Annotated in this window: 22 protein-coding genes; 5 read left to right on the top strand and 17 right to left on the bottom strand. The window is 45.4% G+C overall.

Translation table 11 applies throughout. The annotated features are described in order from the left end of the window. On the bottom strand, positions 1-210 hold the full coding sequence (locus OH144_RS13450; RefSeq protein ID WP_266202766.1) for a hypothetical protein: 210 nt from the start codon (positions 208-210) through the stop codon (positions 1-3). Then, positions 203-2,416, bottom strand: a complete 2,214-nt coding sequence (locus OH144_RS13445) for a DEAD/DEAH box helicase family protein (RefSeq protein WP_266202765.1) — start codon at positions 2,414-2,416, stop codon at positions 203-205. The genes OH144_RS13450 and OH144_RS13445 overlap by 8 nt, the downstream gene beginning before the upstream one ends. A 192-nt stretch (positions 2,417-2,608) precedes the next feature. Between OH144_RS13445 and OH144_RS13440 the strand changes: the two genes are divergently transcribed. Continuing rightward, positions 2,609-3,247: a hypothetical protein gene (locus tag OH144_RS13440; RefSeq protein ID WP_266202764.1), complete on the top strand. Its 639-nt coding sequence runs from the start codon at positions 2,609-2,611 to the stop codon at positions 3,245-3,247. Between the two features lie 45 nt (positions 3,248-3,292). On the opposite strand, the gene OH144_RS13435 is transcribed toward OH144_RS13440, so the two are convergent. The 5 genes from OH144_RS13435 to OH144_RS13415 all read right to left on the bottom strand — a co-directional run bounded on the left by OH144_RS13435 (position 3,293) and on the right by OH144_RS13415 (position 7,889). Then, entirely contained in the window at positions 3,293-3,769 is a 477-nt protein-coding gene (locus tag OH144_RS13435; RefSeq protein WP_323134722.1) for a JAB domain-containing protein, read from the bottom strand. Positions 3,770-4,147: 378 nt separating this feature from the next. Beyond that, positions 4,148-5,677: a type IV secretory system conjugative DNA transfer family protein gene (locus tag OH144_RS13430; protein WP_266202763.1), complete on the bottom strand. Its 1,530-nt coding sequence runs from the start codon at positions 5,675-5,677 to the stop codon at positions 4,148-4,150. Beyond that, positions 5,674-6,474, bottom strand: coding sequence for a DUF5712 family protein (locus OH144_RS13425; protein ID WP_266202762.1), 801 nt, complete (start codon positions 6,472-6,474; stop codon positions 5,674-5,676). Before OH144_RS13425 ends, OH144_RS13430 begins: the two co-directional genes overlap by 4 nt. After that, the gene (locus OH144_RS13420; protein ID WP_266202761.1) at positions 6,471-6,995 is read right to left on the bottom strand and encodes a BfmA/BtgA family mobilization protein; all 525 of its coding nucleotides are present in this window, start codon (positions 6,993-6,995) and stop codon (positions 6,471-6,473) included. The genes OH144_RS13425 and OH144_RS13420 overlap by 4 nt, the downstream gene beginning before the upstream one ends. A 519-nt stretch (positions 6,996-7,514) precedes the next feature. After that, positions 7,515-7,889, bottom strand: a complete 375-nt coding sequence (locus OH144_RS13415) for a hypothetical protein (protein WP_266202760.1) — start codon at positions 7,887-7,889, stop codon at positions 7,515-7,517. Positions 7,890-8,261: 372 nt separating this feature from the next. Between OH144_RS13415 and OH144_RS13410 the strand changes: the two genes are divergently transcribed. From OH144_RS13410 to OH144_RS13395, 4 genes are all read left to right on the top strand, one after another. Then, positions 8,262-8,540, top strand: a complete 279-nt coding sequence (locus tag OH144_RS13410) for a helix-turn-helix domain-containing protein (RefSeq protein ID WP_266202759.1) — start codon at positions 8,262-8,264, stop codon at positions 8,538-8,540. Continuing rightward, positions 8,531-8,878 (top strand): hypothetical protein, encoded by a 348-nt coding sequence (locus OH144_RS13405; RefSeq protein ID WP_266202758.1) that lies wholly within the window; start codon positions 8,531-8,533, stop codon positions 8,876-8,878. The genes OH144_RS13410 and OH144_RS13405 overlap by 10 nt, the downstream gene beginning before the upstream one ends. A 333-nt stretch (positions 8,879-9,211) precedes the next feature. After that, positions 9,212-9,628, top strand: coding sequence for a helix-turn-helix domain-containing protein (locus OH144_RS13400; protein ID WP_266202757.1), 417 nt, complete (start codon positions 9,212-9,214; stop codon positions 9,626-9,628). A gap of 296 nt (positions 9,629-9,924) precedes the next feature. Next, entirely contained in the window at positions 9,925-10,239 is a 315-nt protein-coding gene (locus tag OH144_RS13395) for a DUF6804 family protein (protein WP_266202756.1), read from the top strand. A 138-nt stretch (positions 10,240-10,377) separates the two neighbouring features. On the opposite strand, the gene OH144_RS13390 is transcribed toward OH144_RS13395, so the two are convergent. From OH144_RS13390 to OH144_RS13345, 10 genes are all read right to left on the bottom strand, one after another. Next, entirely contained in the window at positions 10,378-10,740 is a 363-nt protein-coding gene (locus OH144_RS13390) for a hypothetical protein (RefSeq protein ID WP_266202755.1), read from the bottom strand. A gap of 30 nt (positions 10,741-10,770) precedes the next feature. Beyond that, on the bottom strand, positions 10,771-11,766 hold the full coding sequence (locus OH144_RS13385; protein ID WP_266202754.1) for a TerC/Alx family metal homeostasis membrane protein: 996 nt from the start codon (positions 11,764-11,766) through the stop codon (positions 10,771-10,773). 34 nt (positions 11,767-11,800) lie between these two features. Further along, the gene (locus tag OH144_RS13380; protein WP_266202753.1) at positions 11,801-13,309 is read right to left on the bottom strand and encodes a helix-hairpin-helix domain-containing protein; all 1,509 of its coding nucleotides are present in this window, start codon (positions 13,307-13,309) and stop codon (positions 11,801-11,803) included. Between the two features lie 9 nt (positions 13,310-13,318). Beyond that, on the bottom strand, positions 13,319-14,728 hold the full coding sequence (locus tag OH144_RS13375; protein WP_266202752.1) for a PP2C family serine/threonine-protein phosphatase: 1,410 nt from the start codon (positions 14,726-14,728) through the stop codon (positions 13,319-13,321). 7 nt (positions 14,729-14,735) lie between these two features. Further along, positions 14,736-15,788 carry a TerY-C metal binding domain-containing protein gene (locus OH144_RS13370; protein ID WP_266202751.1) on the bottom strand — a complete coding sequence of 351 codons (1,053 nt, stop codon included), beginning with the start codon at positions 15,786-15,788 and terminating at the stop codon, positions 14,736-14,738. A gap of 530 nt (positions 15,789-16,318) precedes the next feature. Next, positions 16,319-16,954: a vWA domain-containing protein gene (locus tag OH144_RS13365; protein ID WP_266202750.1), complete on the bottom strand. Its 636-nt coding sequence runs from the start codon at positions 16,952-16,954 to the stop codon at positions 16,319-16,321. Positions 16,955-17,071: 117 nt separating this feature from the next. Then, positions 17,072-17,710, bottom strand: a complete 639-nt coding sequence (locus tag OH144_RS13360; protein ID WP_266202749.1) for a vWA domain-containing protein — start codon at positions 17,708-17,710, stop codon at positions 17,072-17,074. A gap of 1 nt (position 17,711) precedes the next feature. Next, positions 17,712-18,323: a TerD family protein gene (locus OH144_RS13355; RefSeq protein WP_266202748.1), complete on the bottom strand. Its 612-nt coding sequence runs from the start codon at positions 18,321-18,323 to the stop codon at positions 17,712-17,714. Positions 18,324-18,333: 10 nt separating this feature from the next. Continuing rightward, positions 18,334-18,888, bottom strand: a complete 555-nt coding sequence (locus OH144_RS13350; RefSeq protein ID WP_266202746.1) for a TerD family protein — start codon at positions 18,886-18,888, stop codon at positions 18,334-18,336. Positions 18,889-18,920: 32 nt separating this feature from the next. Then, entirely contained in the window at positions 18,921-19,742 is an 822-nt protein-coding gene (locus OH144_RS13345) for a phosphoribosyltransferase family protein (protein ID WP_266202745.1), read from the bottom strand. Position 19,743 lies beyond the last annotated feature (1 nt).

The following is a 19,743-nucleotide window of genomic DNA, read 5'->3' as shown; positions in this document are numbered from 1 at the left end:
TTACCTAATTAGATTTTTGACTTGATTGTAAACTGTAACATCACCATGCATGTCAACCATTTTAGACTTTATAATCACAGCTAAATATTCAATAACTTTGCTTTCATAAGGGGGCGCAAGTTTAGCCTTTTTGATCATTTCTTCCGTGATCTTATATTTTGAGGATAATTCCTCATCACTTAAAATTTCTTTCAACAGATTATCAATCATTTTCTAATTCGTTAATTATTGAATCTAAATCAAGGTCATATGTATCGCATATATCCTGCAGTATTTTTTTTGAATCATAGAAATTCATTGATAAGCTAGCAAAATATGCTACTCTTATTAACTCATTCCTCACCATATTTTTTTCAATGCGGAATAGATTTTGGTTATCATGGCTAGCAGTGGGAGCTACAATCATATCGTATATATATGCAAAATTCTTATCATCATGGATTCTCAATAACCTGCCTCTTCTCTGTATATACTCTCTAGGATTACCTGTGCTACTCGCAAAAATACCCACTTCAGTTCGTGGAATATCTACACCTTCATCTAGCATTTTCATTGCTAAAAGCATATCAATTTTCCCTTCTGAAAATCCTCTTAATTTACTTTTTCGATCTTCAGTTTCTGAAGTATATGTACTTGATCTAAGTTCAGGCTTTACTTCTTGGGCCGCTTTCAAGTATTGATAAACAAATTTCTTAGCGATGTCTTCATTGTTCTCCTCTTCTTTACTAGAGCCTACTGGAACATATGTAAAGACATATTTCAATTTGTCTTTTCTGTCTAACTCTCTTAGAATCTCCTTAAAAGCTGGTATTTTTCGTCTTGCTTGATGAATAATTGTCTTTCTCTTAAGTAAAAGCCTTTCAACTATTGGAGAATCCTTAAATTTCCCCTTTTCAAAATCAAAAAATTTAAGCAGCGTGTTAGAAAGCTCAACATATTCTTCTTTTTCATCTTCGTCAAGATTAACAATTATTGGGTGATAGTAATAGTCAGTAAGACGACCTTCTGCCATAGCACGTTTCATTCCAAAGCTGTAACAAAATGGGGGTTGATCATTAAAAAACTGACATATTGCATTGGTCCCTTCAGGGTCGTACTTTCTGTTTGGTGTTGCACTCAGACCTATTCTTTTTGAAATCTCCAATTTAGACATGACCGCCTTAATTTGGCTGGCCCCCATGTTATGAGCTTCGTCAGCAATTAGTGTAAAGGCCTTCTGAATCTTGGTAAAGTATTTCTGGAACCGATCTGAAGAGAAACTTGCGTAGGTAGAAATAATTATAACATTCTTCTTTAAACCTGCCTTAAAATTTGACGCAAAATTTGGCAAAACTTGCATCCCACTATGTCCACCACCAATAACTATAGTATTTTTGAAATTAAAGAGTGAAACTTCTTCAATCCACTGATCTAACAAAGCTTTTGATGGAACGAGGATTATTGCATAATAGCTATTAGTTTTTCTATACTCTTCAAGAAGACAATTCAGCGAGGTAATAGTTTTTCCAGTGCCAGTTGCCATTGCAAATATTCCCTGATAGTTGTTTTTTACCCAGTTCTCATAAGCATCCGTTTGATAATCTCTTGGACCTTCTGCAAAAGGAAATTTTGGTTCATTTTTAAGGCTGTCGTAGCTAATCTCTAGTTCTTCTAGTAGATTCTGCAGTCTCAGATTGTTGTACACCTTAGTCTTCTTTAATTCAAGTAGCCTTTCCTCTTCAATTAGTAACTCTTCTAAGTCTTTAGCTCCATATTGATCATGAATTATTCCTTTGATTTCAGAGGCATCGATGTAGTCAACATAATCAGCTTTTCCTTGAATCAAGGTATCGAATTCTTCATCACTTATATTGATAAACTCTTTGTCCGATTCTGACACCCAAGATCTTCTTACTGCAATTTCTTCAAGATTTTCTAGGAGAGCCTTAGCAGTAAAATTACAAGAGCCTGTAAAGTGTAATTTATTAAGTCCATCGGAGAAGGTGCCTGACTTGTAGTGTGAAATACCTCTTCCTCCTTTGGGCCTAATTGCAACTATCTGAATTCTGTTTTTCGCTATTAACCATGCTATGCAGTTAAAGAAATGTTTACCATAGTCGCTTAGACTATCTCTAATAGCATTATAATCATTACTGTAATCTCTTATCGAGGAAACATGGCCGTTTTGTCCTTCGACAATAGTTTCCTTATCTTGAATGGAGAGGACATCATTAATCACCATTCTCATTTTACCTCCGTTTGCAATAAAGTGAGCAAAGCCAAGTGCAAGCACATTGATTGCAGAAGAACTAAAGTATCCAAGTAAGAGGTCAAAGGTTTTGCTTTTAGGTAGAGCCTCAATAAAGAAATTTAGGGGATCATTTTCTCTTCCGCTCTTATAAATACACCCTGCCGGAAAATTTATATTGTTAAGCATAAGCTAATGCTCTCTTTATCAAATAATATATTTGTGGTTTTGAATATAAAAATAAATAGCGTAAAGTCTCTTTATTTTGGAAATAAAGAGATGCATATTGGTATGTTATGCTGGTCTATAGGCAAAATCCTCTATATGTAAAAGTACTGGAGTTCTTTTCTTAATGGAAAAAATGTTAAAAATATGTAAAGTATGAAGGAAGACAGTCTAACTACAAAAGGCATGCTGCTAGACATCGGTGCTATGAGAAGAAAGGCCTTAGGGCTGGTTGAGAACGGTAAACCATACAATGTGTTGCTACAGCACATTCTAGCGAAGGACTTCTACTATGATGAGGAACAGACACTGCCTTCGCTGAAAGAATTGGCGGAGGCGTCGGGGCTGAAGAGCGGCAAGGTAAGAAAGTACATTGAAGGTATCTATCATGACCTAGCACTCAATTATGAGACAAAGCAGATGTTTTCCTTCGTTAAGGTACGGTATGAGTTTATCATGCGTGGACGGAGAAAAAGATGGTTAACGCTTGAAGCAGACCATCTGCCTATTGCGCCACGGATAGGAGAGGAAATAATGATGCCTTTTTTCTCAGAGTACTTAGGTACTGCGCGTTTTTACGTGGATGAGGTAAACCATGAGTTTGAGGAAGACGTGCAAGTTGTCAAACTTTGGCTGCGGGAAGGAGATTTTAACGCTTACTGGCACTACAGGAAACATAAGGCGAAGGAGGAGTACGAAATCTCTATCCATGATTGGTTTGATCTAGAGGAGTACCAACTGAAGCGGAAACTGGGAGTTGGGGAGAGGTTCTGGTCAAGGATCGGCAAAGGATAGGTTAAGGAAACAGCCTATAGTTGTAAAAATGAGCAAAATGAGGGGCTATAAAAGCCCCTCGTCAGCTAAAGAGTAGTAACCCTCGCTTGTGAGTATGAGGTGGTCGAGGACGGCGATGTCCAGCAGCTCCCCGCCCTGCTTGATCTTCTTGGTGAGCTGCAGGTCCGCCTGGCTGGGCTTGAGGTTGCCCGAGGGGTGGTTGTGGGAGAGGATGATGCCCGAGGCGCAGGCTTTGAGGGCGGCCACGAAGACGAGCTTGGGGTCTGCCACGGTGCCCGCCACGCCCCCGGTGGAGAGCTCGTAGACGCCCAGCACCCGGTTGGCTCTGTTTAGCAGCAACACCTTGAACTGCTCGACGAACTCTAGTTTGCCCGTGTCCCAGCTTTCCTTCAGGACCCTGTAGGAGTCGGCAGAGCAGGTGACCTGCGGGCGCTCGCTGGGCTTGACGCGGTTGCGGTAGGAGAGTTTGACTTCGGCTACTCTGGCTGAAACGGAGGTTTTAACGATATTTTCCATAATCATCTGGTTTTAGAGTGAGGGAATTGATTATGGTGCCCCTCCAGGCCCCGGGCAACCAAGCCCAGAAGGAAACGGAATAAATGGGGTGTGGGCGGGCCTGCAGGGTTTATGCCGTAGTCTTTTGGGCGCCCCGGCAGCCCGGGGTCTACCTTTGCGCCAACAACAATGACCATGGACTTTTGCATTGAAGTGGCTTCCGGCATGTGCTCCTTTCGGATTCTCGCTCTTTCTTCCTGATCCTTATCAGTTGCCTTTACCACTACCACCGTGCTGTTGGCATGAGGGAAACCCCCGGCGGGCGTTTTCCACTTGCCAACAGCCTTTTAAGTGGGCTTGAGATGATTTGCCGAAGCTTATGCAGACTGTAGGTATCGTAAGACGTTACACGTCCAGCCGGAAGCGGGACGCGGGGTCCTGCCCCGGCCGTTTCCCCGGTCCGGGCTCCTGCGGGGTATCCACGGCCACGAGCAGGCCGTTTACCTCCTGCCTTACCCGCCAGTAATACTCCAGCATATCGTCTTCCGTAGTTGGCTGGGGGAGGGGGACTTGCGGCGGCCGTGCCGGCACCCGGAACTGGGCGTTGAACTCTGTCTTGTTGCTCTCCACGGCGATGCCTGAGAAGCGGCCGAACTGCTCGGACATGAACCTAGCCGTCTTGCTGCTGCTCACCCGGCCGTAGAAGTGGCTGTTGAGCGCCGCGCTCAGCACGTCGGCCTTCTCCTGGCCGTACATGTCCACCAGCTGCGCCAGGTCCTGGCACATAAACACGGTCGCCACCCGGTTGCTCCTGGCCGTGTTGGGCAGCAGCTCCAGGTGGGGGATGAAGACCGTTGGCCCCTCGTCGAGCAAGAGGAAGCTGTGGTGCTTGCCCGGCTGGTTCATCAGCCGGGTCGCCACGGTGATCACCAGGCTGCACAGGGGCGCGTAGGTGCCGGCAAGGCTCGGGTGGCTCCCCAGCGAGAGGACGATGGGGTTTTCAGGGTCGTTGATGTCCAGGGAGAAGTCGTCGCCCCCGAAGAGATAGCAGACCTCGGGCGTGTTGATTTGGGCCACGGCGCCCTGGAGCGTGCCCACCACGCCGCTCACCTGGTTCTCTGCCCCCCGCTCCAGCGCCCCTAGGATGGAGACAGTCATTTGCGCGCACTGCTCGTTCTGCCGGAGCGTCTTCAGCAGCGCCTCGTCCGGGCTGGTGACAAGGGCCAGCACGTGGGACAGGTCGCACATCTCCGGGTGCTCGCATCGCAGGTACCAGATGCAGGCGGTCAGAAGGTCGGTGGCGCTGCGGGTCCAGAAGTCGGGCCTGCGGATGCTCTCCCGCATCAGGTTGCTGACGATGGCCGTGGCGTACTCGCGGGCGTAGCCGGTGTGGGGCAGGTAGCGCGGGTGCAGGGGATTGACGCGGTAGGAGCGCAGCGGCTCGTGGAAATTAAGGAAGTAGTGCGGCAGCGGGTTTTGCTGCGTGGCAAGGAAGCTGTGCATGTCCCCTGTCAGGCTGGGGAACTTGAAGTCGTAGAGTACCCCGCTGTAGCCCTTCCTGGCAAAGCCGCACATCAGGGGCAGGGCGATGCTCTCGCTCTTGCCGCTGCCGGCAGCGCCCACGACCAGTACCCCCCTAAAAGGGTTGTAGAGCCTGATCGGCCCCCGGGTAGTGGAAAGCTCCAGGCTGTAAGGGTGCCTGTCCGACCTCACCCCTTGCACGATCCAGTTCATCCGCCTTTGCAGATACCTAAAAAACCTGTAGAGCCCGTAAACGCCAGTACTTACCAGAAGGCCTCCCAATGTCAGCACCACGCCGCCCGCCACGGCAGGGGCCTGGTGCACGAGCACGAGGAACAGGGCCATGCCGAGAAGCAGGAGCAGCAGGGCGAGGCAGCCGCAGCCGCGGTAATCCCTCAGTTGTCCCTTTCTCATCGCCTGATCCCCCTGTTTTGCCTGCGCCCGAGCTCGGGCGCAGGCCTTTGTTCCTGCTGGTGAATAAATTTCTCTGCCTGCTGTTTTTGCTGTTTCCGCTGCGCCTCCAGCGCCACCCTCTCCCGTGCCTGCTGCCGGATGTCCTTCACGCTCCCCTTCCTGAGGGCATGGCAGTAGGCGAAGCTTTCCCGCTGCTCTCTCTTGTAGCCCGTCTGGCGGTCGAACCTCTCCTCGCAGGCGCTCACGAAGGCCTCCCGGTCAAAGCCGCCCCTTACAGCTCCCTTTCCGGTGCTGCGGTGGTTTGTCATGGGGCTGAGCTTAACCTTATTTTCCATGTCCTTGCGTGAGACGATAAGGTGGGCGTGCATCTGCTCCCGCCCCGTCTGCCCGTCGCGTTCATGGTGAACCTTGCCGTAGTACAGGATGTCTTTCGCGTTGAGCCCCTTGTTGAAGTTAGCGGCATAGGCCGGCAGCACCTCCTCCCGCACATAAGCTTTGAGCGCCCGGGCCTGCTCCTGTTTCGTTTCGCCTAGGTGCTTAAGCTCCTTTTCAGAGGGACTGACGATCAAGGCGTAGAACTTGGCGTCGCTTTTCCCCAGCTGCCCCCTGTTGTGATCGAGGCGGTAGACGGCCTCTCGGGCGCTCACCCGCTCGCGCTCCTGGTCGAAGAAGGGCTCGGCGGCCTGCCCCTCCCTGAGGCGCTCCAGGTCCTCGTGCTGGAGGTAGTTCACGAGGGCCGCGCTGCTGCCCCGGTTGGCGTAGGTGCCGGTACCCCCGCCCAGGATCTTGATGTTCACGGCTGGTCTCCTTCCTGATATAGCTTGGCAAGGTCCTGCAGAAAGCCGCTCTTGTTCTTGGCGTCCACGAGGCGTGCGAGCAATTGGAGCGCCTCCAGCTCGCGCCGCGCGTGTTCAGAAAGCAGCCGCTCGGTGGCCGCCCTGGCGGCAGCGGCTGCCGGCACCAGCGTGTTGAGCTGCCGGACTAAGCCCGCCAGGTGCTCCTCCAGGAGCTGCAGCTGTTTGGCCGTGGCCACGGTGCCCAGGCTATGCTCGATGCGGGCCTCGCTCAGGCTCACGGCCTCGGTCATGGGGCGCAGCAGGTCGCTCTCCTGCTTGCGGATGAAGGCGATGACCTGGTCCACCCGCTTGATGAGGCGGTTCATCTCCGCCGCGGGGCTCTCGTGGGTTGCCGGGTTGAGGCCGTGCTTCTCGAAATAAGTAATTGAGGCGGCGATGCACTCGCCCAAGCCCAGGCCATGGCGGGTGCAGTAGCGCTTGAGCCTGGCGTGCACGGCCTCGGGTATTCCGACTGTCTTCATAAACATTTTTATATAAGTCGTTATTGATAATCAGTTGTTTAGCTTTCTGTTTATAGCCGTCCTACAGATCCAGCGGCAGGCTCGCTCCCGGCAAACCCGCTTTGCAGGCGGCTGGAGGCCTTTCGCCCCGCAGGGCAAGATTGAACCGGACGTGAGTCCTGTTCCATCTTGCTCTTTTCCGGCGGGCTTGCTTCGCACCGCCTCCCGGAAAAGACGGCCCCGCTGGCTTTGACCGGGGGGAGGGGCGTTGCTTGCCTGCCGGGAAAGCTCCCCCGGGACCCGCCGCTCCTGCAGGCTTGCTTCGCGCACCGGGCAGGGCGGCCCTAGGCTCGCCCGGGGCCGGAGTGCGTTGCTTGCCGGAAGGAGCTACCCTGTAGAATGCTGGACAAGAGGAAGGATAGCATTGGAGAAGAGCAGTGGTAGAACCCATATGGCTGGTATGCGGGATAGGGAAAGGCGCGATGAGCGCCTGGTGTTTTTCCTGACTCGTTGCAGTAGATGCGATGGCAGCGGAAGACCTCATGCAGGGTCGTCCTCCATGTCCGGGCTATTGAGGACAGCGAGCAGGCGGATGATTTCGTCCAGGGTCTGCTCGTACTCGGGCTCGACCGAGGTCGGCCCATCCCGCTGAACCCGCAGGCCGAGGAGGCTAAGCCTGACGGCCAGGTCCTTGAGTTCGTCGAACGCGGCGAGCTTAACGGGGGGCAGATCTGCATAGGTTTGCCCTCCAGAGGTCACTGTGATGAGCCACTCGAGCGTGCCCATGCTCGCCGCTTCCGCTTTTCGAAAGATGCGCTGGTCTGCGGCTTCGCCTACAGCCAGGTAATCCCGCTGCTGGACCTCGGCTGCAGGGTTATCCCGCTGGCTTTTCAATGCGTTGGTGTTGGTTTCCATAAGTATGGTTCTTTAAAGTTATGATCCGGTGGTGAGGGAAGTTGGGGTAGGGACATCCCCTGCGCCATAGCGGCTTTCCCTGGCTGGCTCCCTTCAAAGGTGGGGGGGAAAGGCAGGGCGTGTTCACAAGGCATGGCCGAGTTGGGGAAAAGCGGTCCAGGCTGTGGCTCTTTGGGCGGAATAAAGTGAACTTGGCTACTTTTCCGCGGAAATAGCCCAATTCAGGTGAATCTGGTGGGGTTAAGGGGGGAGGGGGAGCTCACCTCCTTGTTTTTTACCCGGTAAAATTGTTTTTCACAAGTTGGGTTCAGCTTGTGAAAAGGGGGAGGTGAAAGTGGGCAACTTCACCCTATAACCAAAACAAGTAAAACGATGTCCGTAGAAATCATCACCAAGCAAGACCTGCAAACCTTCCACCGGCAGCTGCTCGAGGACCTGGCCAGACTGATCGGAATGCAGCAGACCGAGGCGCCGAAGAAGGTGCTCAAGTCCGCCGAGGTGCGGCGCATGCTGCAGGTCTCCCCCTCCACGCTGCAAAAGCTGAGGGTGGAGGGCACGCTGCCCTCGGTCAAGGTCGGGGGCACTCACTACTACCGCCAGGAGGATATCTCCAGGCTGCTGAACGGGAAGGAGGTGCACTCATGGAGGTAAGTGCTCAACTGACGGGCTTTTACAAGAAAGCGGGAGGGGACAGGCGCCTGCGCCGCCCGCACCTGAACCTTTACATGGCCCTGCTGGTCCAAAGCCGGGGCGGCGGGGCTTTCAGGGTGAACAGGAAAGAAGTGATGGGGTGGGCGCGCATCAGATCCCGCACGACCTACCACCGCTGCATCCTGGAGCTGGACAGGTGGGGCTACCTCTACTACCTACCCTCCTACGACCCTTCCTCCAAAAGCCTTGTGTGCATCAGGCCTCTAGCGAAGGAGGGGGAAGCAACCGATACAGCCGGGGACGCAACGGCAATGATGCTGGGCTTTTCCTGGAATTGAGCTATGAATGGGCTAGATCATCATAGCCGAATGCCCTCCAGGAGGATGCGAAGGTGCTGCCGCATTCTTCTGGCATCACCGCTACCAGTAATGGGACGCTGAGAAGAGCCTTTCCTGCAGCGGGAGGGCAGGCAAGTGTTCCTCCTTTTTGATATACCCCCAATACCTTCTATCTTTAAAGCGGTTGTTTGCTACTTGGATGACTAATCGGCGATAGACAAGCTGATTTATGATGGAAGAGAAGGTGGTGCACTTGTAATAAATAATCCTTTGCTTGTGAAAAACAAGCAGTTTTTAATTGGTATTATAAGAAGAAATTTGTAAATTAATTATATGGAAACAGCAGCCAAAAAACGACCGATCCATCTGGGCGACCACGTCCGCAGAATGCGCACCGCCTTAGGCGTGAAGCAATCCGCTTTAGCCAGTGAGCTGGGCACCACACAGCAAAACATCTCCCGTATTGAGCAGGAAGAGGAGGTGGATGATACGACTTTGGAGAGAATAGCAAAAGCATTAGGGGTGACTTCTGAAGCCATCAAAAATTTCACAGAAGAAGGAACAGTTTTCCATATTCAAAATATGCATGATCATTCTTCTGCTGGAGCTGGGGTTGGAAATTGTAATCAACATACCTTTAATTTCAATGCCGTTGAAAAAATTATTGAGCTATATGATGCTTTACTAAAGAGTGAGCGGGAGAAGGTTGAACTGATGGAAAGAATGCTAAAGGATCAAAAGCTAGATTAGTAATTATTTGGTACTTCTATAAAAGTTATGCTGGGATGTAGTTAGCTACCAAAAAGCGGTTTGCCATCAGGTGCTTCTCAAGGCTTTTAGAAAAGGAGGGGGACTTTCTGACCAAGCGGGCACAGCTCTGTATATCAGATGATCCTAATGATCATATTAAGATTGAGAACTCAAGCAGTGGATATACCTTTGTCTCTATTACCCTTTATGAGGTTGCTAATAGGAACATGGCAACTGCTTCAATAACTCCGGAAGAGTTTTTTAGAAATTAATTTAGCTAACAACCATCTTCATTAATGGATAAAGCCATTAAGCTTGTATTAATAATCCTTCTGTTCTTATGTCTATTACAAATGCCATTTGGTTTCTATCAGTTCGTTAGGTTTGCAGCATTTGTTGGTTTCGGGCTGTTAGCCCTACTTCAGCGTGATGGGGGTAACAAGAATGCTGCCTTTATATATGGAGCACTTGCACTTCTATTTCAACCTTTCTTTAAAGTAGTACTTGGGCGGGAGTTATGGATTATAGTAGATGTTGTTGTGGCTTTAGGTCTTGCGCTATCTCTTATAAATGCTTTTAGATCTAAAGCTAATTCTCCCAATAGAAATTAATATAATAGGGGCCACAAATCATATGTTCTAAACTAGTAACCCTTGTCTCGAACTACTAATTATAATGTTCCTGTCAAATTAAGAAACCAGTACCATAAAACATAAGAGGCAGCTTAATATTAAGCTGCCTCTTATGTTTTATGGTTGGTTAGAACCGTTCGTTTCTTGCTTCATTCTCCACTTGTAATAAACCCTTAGGCAAAGATGATACAGTTCCAAAACAAGCCAAACAGTCAGGCGAATCAAATTATATCCAACAATTGCAGCTGATATAAAAGCCATGACAGCAAGCCATATAACTAGTGCGATTACTGCGCCATTTCCTTTTGACTTACCAAATCCTTGACGAAAAGAGAGTCCAGGTATGCCGGTTCTGATCGAAAATCCTCTTGGACCAACTGAACCATATTTTGATCGATAGCTTGGTGTGATGCCCGAACCACTTACGTTCAGCCCCCAACCTCTACTACCTCCTAAACGCTTGTTATACCTAAATCCCATCTTTTCTAAGGAATTTTGAGTTAATTATATTTAAGCAACTAATTCTTTCTCTTCTTCTTTCTCTTCAACCTTAGGCTTCCATACAATAGAAGCGATAGTTGCTGCAAATAATAAGGTTGCAACAACAGATAAAGAAAGAGGAGAAGAGATATGATAAATAGGAGCAATAACCATCTTGAATCCTATAAATGAAAGAATACCTGCTAAACCATACTTTAGGTAGGCGAAGTAGTGCATAAAATTAGCTAGAAGGAAGTATAGAGTTCTTAAACCAAGAATTGCAAATATGTTACTGGTGTAAAGTATAAATGGATCACGGGATACTGTGAATATTGCCGGAATAGAATCAACGGCGAAAATAAGGTCAGTTACCTCTATAACACCTACAACTACTAATAGTAAAGTGCCTACTTTTTTTCCATTCTCAATAGTGAAGAACTTACCCCCATCAAATTTATCAGTAACAGGGAAGATAGATTTGATAATTTTTACGCCAAAGCTTTTAGAGAAGTCCTGCTCATCATCATCATCTCCTCCTAATGATTTTATACCTGCGTACACCAGGAACAGTCCAAATAGGGTAAGAATTATGTTTACTTCATGGAAAGTGTAACCAAGTATTGTAAAATCAGGAAGGTAGGTATAACTGATTATAGTTGCACCAGTAAATATGAATATAGCACGTAGTACAATGGCTCCTACAATACCCCAAAACAGAACTTTATGATGATACTGTTCAGGTACTTTAAAAAATCCGAAAACTAGAATGAAGACAAATAGGTTATCTACAGAAAGAGCCTTTTCTATCAAAAACGCAGTGTAAAATTCAGAAGCTTTTTCTATTCCTAAAAAGGTATAAACTAGACCACCGAATATTGCTGCGAGGCCAATCCAGACACAGCTCCAGATTGCTGCTTCCTTATTTGATATTTTGTGAGCCTTTTTATTAAAAAGGCCTAAGTCGATTAGGAGCATTACTACAACGAGTAATGCAAATCCACTAATGAAGTAAATGTTCGTTACCATTCAGCTAAAAGTAAAATTGTTTGTGTGTTTTATGTTATTTATTTGCCATTGTTACTATTACAACTCTTCCTCCATCTTCTTTTGATAGCAGTAGTTTTTTGCCGTCTGTTATTTCTACCATAGTACCTACTGGAATTTCTTTATCCTCTGTTAGGTCTTTAAGAGATGATAACTTCTGATTCACTAATACCCATTTGCCGTTATGGAATGTGAAATAGCCAACCGGTATCTTTTGCGCTGGAGTAAGCTTCTCATTTCTAATGATGTTTCGGTTGACATGCCATTGAAACAGGTACTGGTTGTTGTAAACCATTAACCTATGGTTCTCAGGTTTCCAGACTGTAGGTTTGAATTGATAGTAAAGGTCTAAAACAGGTAGAGTGCCTTTATGCGCAGTACCGCAGAACGGGCACCTTGGCTTGTTAGAATTATCAAAAACATACCACTTCTGCTCGCAAGATGCATTACTGCATGGCTGCATAAGATCAGTAGTTTTTAATAAAGCATCCTCCCACTCATTTGCCGTAGGACGCTGCATAGGGTTATGCAAACCATCAATAAAGGCCCTATCGAACAGTGCTTTCAAGTAAGGGCCTGTAATGAAGTAAGGAACTTTAGATACGTCTGCCCAAGGTAATTCTTTGGGATTTACCTGATTTAACTTAGGTCTGTTAGACTTATCAGTGGGGTGCTCTATGAATAAAGCTTTCTCACCCATTGATAACAAGTCGTCCTTTTCAGTATCTAAGTCATGCACTTTTCCGCCTTTCAAAGGGTGGCGATAAAGTAGGTACATATAGATCATGACCGCTAAAGCATGCAGGTCGGTCAACCGGTTCGGCAGTTTGCGGTTTGGATCTTTGATGTCTAAGTGTTTTGTAGCCAATACTTCTGGAGCAATAAAATCAGCAGTACCAATCACATCAGGAGGAAACAAGCCAGGTACAACCAGGCCATCTATGTCTATGATAGCAGCTGACTTACTTACAGGGTCAACTAATACGTTCTTGTAAGATAGGTCTGAGTGAGCTAAGCCGGCAGAATGTAAACGTTTAACGCCCCTGGCGATATTAACACACACCTGAAAATAACTTAGCCAATTCCCCAGTTCTGATTCGTCAAGCCTTAGTGGAAACTGTCTATTTCTAAACTTAGGTGAGGCAAACCATTTACCTTCTTTCTCCTTTCCTTTTATTAGGTCGCTTGTCGCATAGCCTTTGTTAAAAAAGAAATTTTTATTGTAGCAGGGTACTATAAGTCCAACCTTTTTGTCCAGTTCAACCATGTCTGTCGGCCAGCAGTACAAATCTTTGTAGTAACTGCCGCCTTCCCGGTTAAAAAAACTGTCGTAGTACTGAGTGACGATCTTCTTAAGTCTTTCTTTAGAATTAAAATCCTGCTGATCACGATAAAAAGCTACTACATAGGACCTGTCTGGACTGAAAAAGACATCTTTCATGCCTCCTCGCATAGGCTCCCCTGTGTCTACAAATTGATAAGACTTGCCGCTGTTGATGATGGAAGCTACAGTTTTAGTATTCATGCTTATCAATTAAAAGATTATGGCTAAAGTTCTGTCATCATGATTGCCCGAGCTCCAGAAGTCCATCCAGTCAGACAATTGTGAAGCTATGTCAGCATTTCCCCTATTGAATTCCACCTTCACGCCGTCTTCGTTCTCGCCGTTCAGATCATTCAGTAGTTCCTGCCATTTCTCCATTTTCTCTAGGTTGGCCTCTACAACAAACTTAGGGTCGTAAATTCCATCTGTCATCAACATTAGGAAGGAGAAGTCATCAATCAGTTTGAAATTAAACCTGGTGTAGAACTTTTCGCTCTTGAATATATCAGGCATGGTAATAAATCTGGTTCCCCCTCCAAACTCACCTACATCGAGCCAGTTCATTAGAGTTACCGAAGACAGATCCTTGTTTATCAAACCTATCGGGCAATCTCCAACTCCAAAAGATAAGATGGCGTACCCATATTCATACTTCTTGAAAAGGGTGAAAATCAAAGTGCTGTGAAGTTCTTTGATAGGAGTTTCATCCTTTGTAGCAAATGCATCTAATTGTTTATGTGCGTATAATGCGGCTTGTCCAAGGGTGTTGTAAACAAAGTAATTGAGCTTCTTCTGAGTCTCTTCCCCTTTACTTTCTACATACTCTTTTAGCAGAATATCAAAATCTGAAAAGCTTTCTTCCGTAAGATGATTAGAGAAATAGTCTACGATACTATTACAAGCGATTTTTGAGCCTTGACGAGACATTTTCGCGCTACCTGCGCCGTCGGCGACAGCAACTACACTCCACCCTGTTGACTCAAAATACTTGTAAGCTAGATCATCCTCTCTGAATGAGCCTACGTTAGCATGTGACCTTCCTCTTTTTGAGGCGGCTACAAGGGTTTTATCTCCGAGCCTTTCGAAGGCCGTTATGTTATCTTCTTTCCAATAATAATCGGTCTTTACACTTTCGATGTTTTTCCATAGAGACTTAGGGTCTGGATTGATGACAATAGGTATGAGTTTCTCATTTAAAGCGGAGTCCTCTGGCTCGCCCTCAACCTTATATTTAAAAGTAACCTTTAAATCGCCACTACGGGTAGGAGTGCCACTGATTACTTTAGTCTCGCAATCATAACATAATCCAACAGTGTCCAAACCTTCAAAATCAGAATTAGTCACATCTCTCCAGTGGAGTTGATCAAAATCTACTAAGGCTTCATATGGCTTTCCTACTGTAGCATTAGGAATGCTTACCGGTTGCTCTTTTATGTCCCTTACTCTATTAATTAATGTCCACTTGTCTGTTAACATCTTTTGGTTCTCTAATATCTGCTTAACTGCTACAGTTATGTTCTCATCTTTTGCGAATTCTTCGAATATGCTCGCCCTGTTAGAGTTTACACTTATATTTTTTCCTGCAAAAAGGGCTTGAATGTAAGGCTTAGTCTCGCTCATATGGAATTTACCCTTGTGTCCTGTTTACCTCAAAACCGCTTTCACCATAGCCATAGGTCCCTTGGCTTTCACACCATGGGCAAGTGTTCAACTGTTCATCTCCTATGCAATGTATGCCGCCACAGTGGCACATGGCAAAACCAATTTGGTTACCGCAACATGGGCATGTGGGTGATCCCATTAGTTCATCAGAATTTATTCTGAAAGTGCCTGCAGTGCTGTCTGATAACTCATAGTAGATATTATCAACCTGATAGGCCCCGATCAATCGATAAGCTAATGTGTCTAACCCTAGACCTGCCACAGTGGCAGGTCGTACAGTTTTCCTGTACTTCATTAGGTAGGGTCTCTTAGTGTTCTGGCACTTTGCAGATAACACTACATAGTTGCTGTCCACAAACTGATTGGGCTGCGGAGACTTGGACAAGTCTATCTTAGAGAGAGTATCTCCATCTATCTCTGCTAGTCCGAAGCCTGTAGAGTTGTTCTCAACACTGATGCTACTTGTTTTTATAGAATCAGTTACCCACTTAAAGAACTGCTTATAGGCGTCCGCATTGGTGTTTTTAAATAGAAGGACATTCTCTGTTAACTGACTAAGTACCTTGGTGTCTGCCTCGTTTCCAAAGGAGATGGCGATCATGTTAGATGAACGCTGCCAATTTTGCCTCCACTCATTAATGGCGGCCTGTGCATCATCCGTTGGTACTCCGTCTGTAAACAAGAAAACTATTGGCTTCCAGTCACCTTTCTGGTCAAGCGTTGTTTTAACTGTATTTTTTCTGAGCTCATACATTAGGTGCCCAAGACCTTTACTCAAAGATGTTCCGCTTCCTATTGGGAATTTAGGAGGGTAGAAGCTAATGATCTCCTGTAAGGGGACGATTGTCTTAGACTGTCCTGCAAACACAATAATAGAAACCCATACAGTTTCGATAGCATAAGGGTCTGTCTTCAGAGCTTTTATAATGGCCGCCAATCCTTCTTCAACCTGTTGGATCGGTTCACCAACCATTGATTCAGAAATGTCAATTAAGAAGTATATAGGAAGTCTTCTCATCTTAGTAATGTTAAGTAGTTTGAAACTAATCCTTGAGTTTATAAAAACAGGTTTTATATGCTAAATGGGTTGGCTCCTCTTATAGTGCCTTTCCGCTCGAAGTGAGTTAGTACCTCTTTTCTATAGGGATTTTATCAAAGAAACAACGGTATGCTGTTTGCTCGCACTATGTGTGCTGAAGTTATTTACTACAGGAAATTTATACTTAGGAGTAGGACTACCAACATTGCAATTTGTGTCATATCAACTGATAACCCTGTTCCAACTTTCAATGGTTTTAGAATTGGTTTTAAAAATTGAATGAGCCTATAGAAAATTTTATCTAAAACTTGAAAAATATCTGAGTAGGGAGTGTGTAGTCTATCCTTATATGGTAATAGCTTGTAATACAAGAAAAGGCCTACAACCATAAAATTTAAGAAAAACTTAAGCATCAGTATCACCAGTGTTTATTTTTTGTTTGAGAAGAATGTTAAAAGGGTAGTACTGCAAGGTTTGGATGTACTGCTGCTTCATTTTTCCTGATGTGATCATATAACTAGGTGAACTTCTGACGGTGGAGCCGGCAAAGCTACGTTCTCAACTGTTCCCATACTTTTATTTCCTTGTTCAATGGTGTCTGAAACCCATTTAAAGAACTGTTTTAGCGTAGAACTGTCTGCTGTGTCTAAGTGTACCACCGTATCAGTCAATTCTTTGAGCATACTGTCATCAGCCAGATGCCCTGCCGCACAACCTACAATCGCTCCAAAATTCAAGGATTTCACCTTCGGAATCATCTCCCTGTACCGTTGCACATCAGAGGGTTTTCCATCCGTGAAAATAAACAACAGTGGGCGCCAGTCACCTTTCTGAGTGGCTGTGCCTCTTCTTATATCTGAAGTTACTTTCTGGAAGAGCAGTTCAAGCGCTTGGCCTGTGTGTGTTGGGCCGCTTTGAGGACATGTTATTTCAGGTAGTTGGAAGCTGACAAGCTCAGTCAATGGCACTACTTCTTTGACTTCTCTATCAAAGGTTATTAAGCTAAGCCACAACGAATCCAAGGCTTGTGGATCTGTTCTAAGGGTATTGACCATTCCACTCAAAGCATTGTTTAACGCCTGAATGGGCTCACCATACATAGAGCCTGAGGTGTCAAGGAGAAAATAAACTGGAAGCCTTCGCATAATGCCTCTAAAGATTACTATGAGAAATTAGCAAGTAGACCTTTACTTTTTCTATATAGACCACTTCAATCTGATTTTAAAAAGGTAAGCCTACTTGCTATGAGAGATCTGAATTGATTAAATGACGATGTTTAACTCTGCGGGTGGTGGAGGAAGTTCGTTTAAACCTACTACTTCCTTACCTGAGTCTTCAACCTTAGTTGAACTTACACCAATTGAGGCTGTCACCCATGTAAAGAACTTAGAAATGCTCTGGCTGTCTGCCGTATCAAGGCTTACAACATTTTCAGTGATTTGCTTCAAAATGTTAGTGTCAGCGCCGTTCCCCGCTGCACATGCTACAGTGAAGGCAACTTTCCTCTTTTTGAATTCATTTAGGCCAGCCTGCCAATCATCGGTAGGAATGCCATCTGTCATAATAAAAACTAGTGGCTTCCAGTCTCCTTTTTGCTCGGTTGTGGTTTTAGCTACTTCCGTGTCAATCTTACTGCTTACCAGCCTTAACGCATCACCAAGGGCAGTCGTCCCCGTTGCCCTGATGTCTACCATTTGAAAGGATGCCAAGTCAGTTAATGGAACAATTTGTTTAGCTGAGCTATCAAAAGTAATCACACTAATGAAAGCGGTTTCAATTGCCTGAGGGTTTTGACGTAATGAACTGATCATTATCTGAACGCCATTTTTAACTGCTTCAATTGGTTCTCCGCTCATTGAGCCTGAAGTATCCAATAGCAGGTAAACGGGTAGTCTTCTCATTTTATAAATATTTTTGTGTTACGGTTACTATTGTCTCTTGAAGCTTTCTGTCTTTAGTTGGCTCCCCAATAGCATTAAATTTCCATTCGCCATTTCTCTTGTAGAAGACCCCCATAACCATGGATACATGACCAGAAAAGCCAGAACCGTTTGCAATATCAAATTTTGCAAACACCTCATTCACCCTAGTTGGAGTGCCTTCATAAATTCTGATAGAGGCAAAGGGGATGGTGCCAAAATCATGGCCTCTGAAGCTGTTTAGTACAAATGCAACATAAGAAACGGCTGGGTTCAGTTTTGAAAAGTCTAATGTGATAACTTCGTTATCGAGACCATCATCACCGTCCATATCACCAGTTAGGTCATCTCCGCTATGGGCAATTGCTCTATCACTGGATCTTAAATTGCCGAAGTAAACCGTATCAAGGTGAAACTTTGATTCATCAAATAATGCACAACTTGCATCCAAGTCCACAGCTTCTTTTGAAGTGCCACCAAAGAAGCTCTTTTTCTCAATTGCCCCCCAGTTGATGCCTACACAAACATTTTGGAGTTTGCTTCCATTGCTTTTCTCAAGGCTTATACGCTGCCCTTTTTGTAGATTTATCGACATATCTCTCTGATTATTGATACCTGTTTAAGTAGTCCTGCAAGCCACCCTTCATGCCTACACCAACCGCTTCAAATTTCCACTTGTCATCGCGCTTATAAATTCTTCCGAACTCAACAGCAGTTTCAATTGAAAAGTCTTCCTCTAGTTCATACTTCAGAATATCCTGGTTTGTATTGCCATCAAAAACTCTTACAAAGGAGTTTCTTACCTGCCCAAAGTTCTGCCGTCTGTTCTCTGCATCATGTATTGTCACGACAACGCATATTTCAGCAACTTTTGAATCAATTCTAGATAAATCTACCAAGACTTGCTCATCATCGCCATCGCCATCACCAGTAAGGTTGTCGCCTGTGTGTTCTACTGCTCCATCAGGTGACTTCAAGTTGTTATAGAACACAAAGTGTTGATCAGATAACAGCTTTTTGTTTTCATCCAGAATGAACAAGGAAGCATCCAAGTCAAAGTCTGTTCCTGTGGATGAATTATTGGTGTCCCATCCAAGACCAATAGTGAATTTTGGAGCGTCAATAGTTTCTCGTTGCCCCTTCTGTAGATTTATAGCCATATTGCTTTTGAATATTGATAAAAGGTTAGATGCTAATTTTTGTTATTTAAGTAAGCGATTACTAGATGTAAGTTTTTAGTGTACTCCTCCATTAAATGGTAATTATTGCTTATTGCATGTTTTACTATCGCTTCGAGTACATCACGCCTAACCTGAGGCAGGAATGTCTGCAGTGAATTGATATCACTATGCAAAATGAATTTGATGATCCTTGTGTTAAGGGTAAAAACTTCAGTATTCACAACCTGAACAAGGTCATTCAAGCCTTTCACAAAAGCATAATTGAGGTAGTTTTCAAAGTTTGGTTCAATCGAAGGATTGGCTAACTCGGCGTAGTAGATAAAGATAAACTCCGCATGTATATCGTGAGAAGTTATCAGTTTCTTTATCACATATTCATGGCTACCGGTTATCTTGATGTCGTCCAATAACAGAACAACCCGATTTGTTAGAAAGCTCTTGTCGATGTGATAAGCGTCTGTTGTAATAAGGTTAACTCTGTCCTCGTAGTTTAGATTGCCGTAATCAGCACTGTATGTCTTGTACCTGTGAATCTTTGACTCTAGCAATGAACTTTTGTTTTTTTCAAACAAATACAGGTTAAGCCTTTCTTTGAAAAAGCTTGTCATCGCGTAAGAGGCTGTAGGGATTGAATTATAGGGACTAGAGATAATTACTATCTCTTTATTACCTAATAATAAATCTTTATGATTTGCTATAAACCCGTCGGCTAGTTCTCTCCCAAAGGCTGCAGCATAGGAGCCATCTCCAAATTTAAATTTACTATAGTGTTCTGGCTGGAAAGGAACATTTTCTGCACAGGTTATTTGATGCTGCGAAAAGGTTGTGATCATT

This window comes from Pontibacter kalidii, from assembly GCF_026278245.1.
GTDB lineage: Bacteria > Bacteroidota > Bacteroidia > Cytophagales > Hymenobacteraceae > Pontibacter > Pontibacter kalidii.
Note: the sequence above shows the minus strand (reverse complement) of the source record. Positions and strands in the feature narration are given on the sequence as shown.

Excerpts from the sequence above, each read along its gene's own strand:
- OH144_RS13415 (WP_266202760.1), bottom strand. The coding sequence starts at position 7,889 with ATGGAAACCAACACCAACGCATTGAAAAGCCAGCGGGATAACCCTGCA.
- OH144_RS13355 (WP_266202748.1), bottom strand. The coding sequence starts at position 18,323 with ATGTCGATAAATCTACAAAAAGGGCAGCGTATAAGCCTTGAGAAAAGC.
- OH144_RS13370 (WP_266202751.1), bottom strand. The coding sequence starts at position 15,788 with ATGAGAAGACTTCCTATATACTTCTTAATTGACATTTCTGAATCAATG.
- OH144_RS13440 (WP_266202764.1), top strand. The coding sequence starts at position 2,609 with ATGAAGGAAGACAGTCTAACTACAAAAGGCATGCTGCTAGACATCGGT.
- OH144_RS13360 (WP_266202749.1), bottom strand. The coding sequence starts at position 17,710 with ATGAGAAGACTACCCGTTTACCTGCTATTGGATACTTCAGGCTCAATG.
- OH144_RS13450 (WP_266202766.1), bottom strand. The coding sequence starts at position 210 with ATGATTGATAATCTGTTGAAAGAAATTTTAAGTGATGAGGAATTATCC.
- OH144_RS13395 (WP_266202756.1), top strand. The coding sequence starts at position 9,925 with ATGGATAAAGCCATTAAGCTTGTATTAATAATCCTTCTGTTCTTATGT.
- OH144_RS13400 (WP_266202757.1), top strand. The coding sequence starts at position 9,212 with ATGGAAACAGCAGCCAAAAAACGACCGATCCATCTGGGCGACCACGTC.
- OH144_RS13410 (WP_266202759.1), top strand. The coding sequence starts at position 8,262 with ATGTCCGTAGAAATCATCACCAAGCAAGACCTGCAAACCTTCCACCGG.
- OH144_RS13385 (WP_266202754.1), bottom strand. The coding sequence starts at position 11,766 with ATGGTAACGAACATTTACTTCATTAGTGGATTTGCATTACTCGTTGTA.
- OH144_RS13430 (WP_266202763.1), bottom strand. The coding sequence starts at position 5,677 with ATGAGAAAGGGACAACTGAGGGATTACCGCGGCTGCGGCTGCCTCGCC.
- OH144_RS13445 (WP_266202765.1), bottom strand. The coding sequence starts at position 2,416 with ATGCTTAACAATATAAATTTTCCGGCAGGGTGTATTTATAAGAGCGGA.
- OH144_RS13390 (WP_266202755.1), bottom strand. The coding sequence starts at position 10,740 with ATGGGATTTAGGTATAACAAGCGTTTAGGAGGTAGTAGAGGTTGGGGG.
- OH144_RS13405 (WP_266202758.1), top strand. The coding sequence starts at position 8,531 with ATGGAGGTAAGTGCTCAACTGACGGGCTTTTACAAGAAAGCGGGAGGG.
- OH144_RS13345 (WP_266202745.1), bottom strand. The coding sequence starts at position 19,742 with ATGATCACAACCTTTTCGCAGCATCAAATAACCTGTGCAGAAAATGTT.
- OH144_RS13420 (WP_266202761.1), bottom strand. The coding sequence starts at position 6,995 with ATGAAGACAGTCGGAATACCCGAGGCCGTGCACGCCAGGCTCAAGCGC.
- OH144_RS13350 (WP_266202746.1), bottom strand. The coding sequence starts at position 18,888 with ATGGCTATAAATCTACAGAAGGGGCAACGAGAAACTATTGACGCTCCA.
- OH144_RS13380 (WP_266202753.1), bottom strand. The coding sequence starts at position 13,309 with ATGAATACTAAAACTGTAGCTTCCATCATCAACAGCGGCAAGTCTTAT.
- OH144_RS13365 (WP_266202750.1), bottom strand. The coding sequence starts at position 16,954 with ATGCGAAGGCTTCCAGTTTATTTTCTCCTTGACACCTCAGGCTCTATG.
- OH144_RS13435 (WP_323134722.1), bottom strand. The coding sequence starts at position 3,769 with ATGATTATGGAAAATATCGTTAAAACCTCCGTTTCAGCCAGAGTAGCC.
- OH144_RS13375 (WP_266202752.1), bottom strand. The coding sequence starts at position 14,728 with ATGAGCGAGACTAAGCCTTACATTCAAGCCCTTTTTGCAGGAAAAAAT.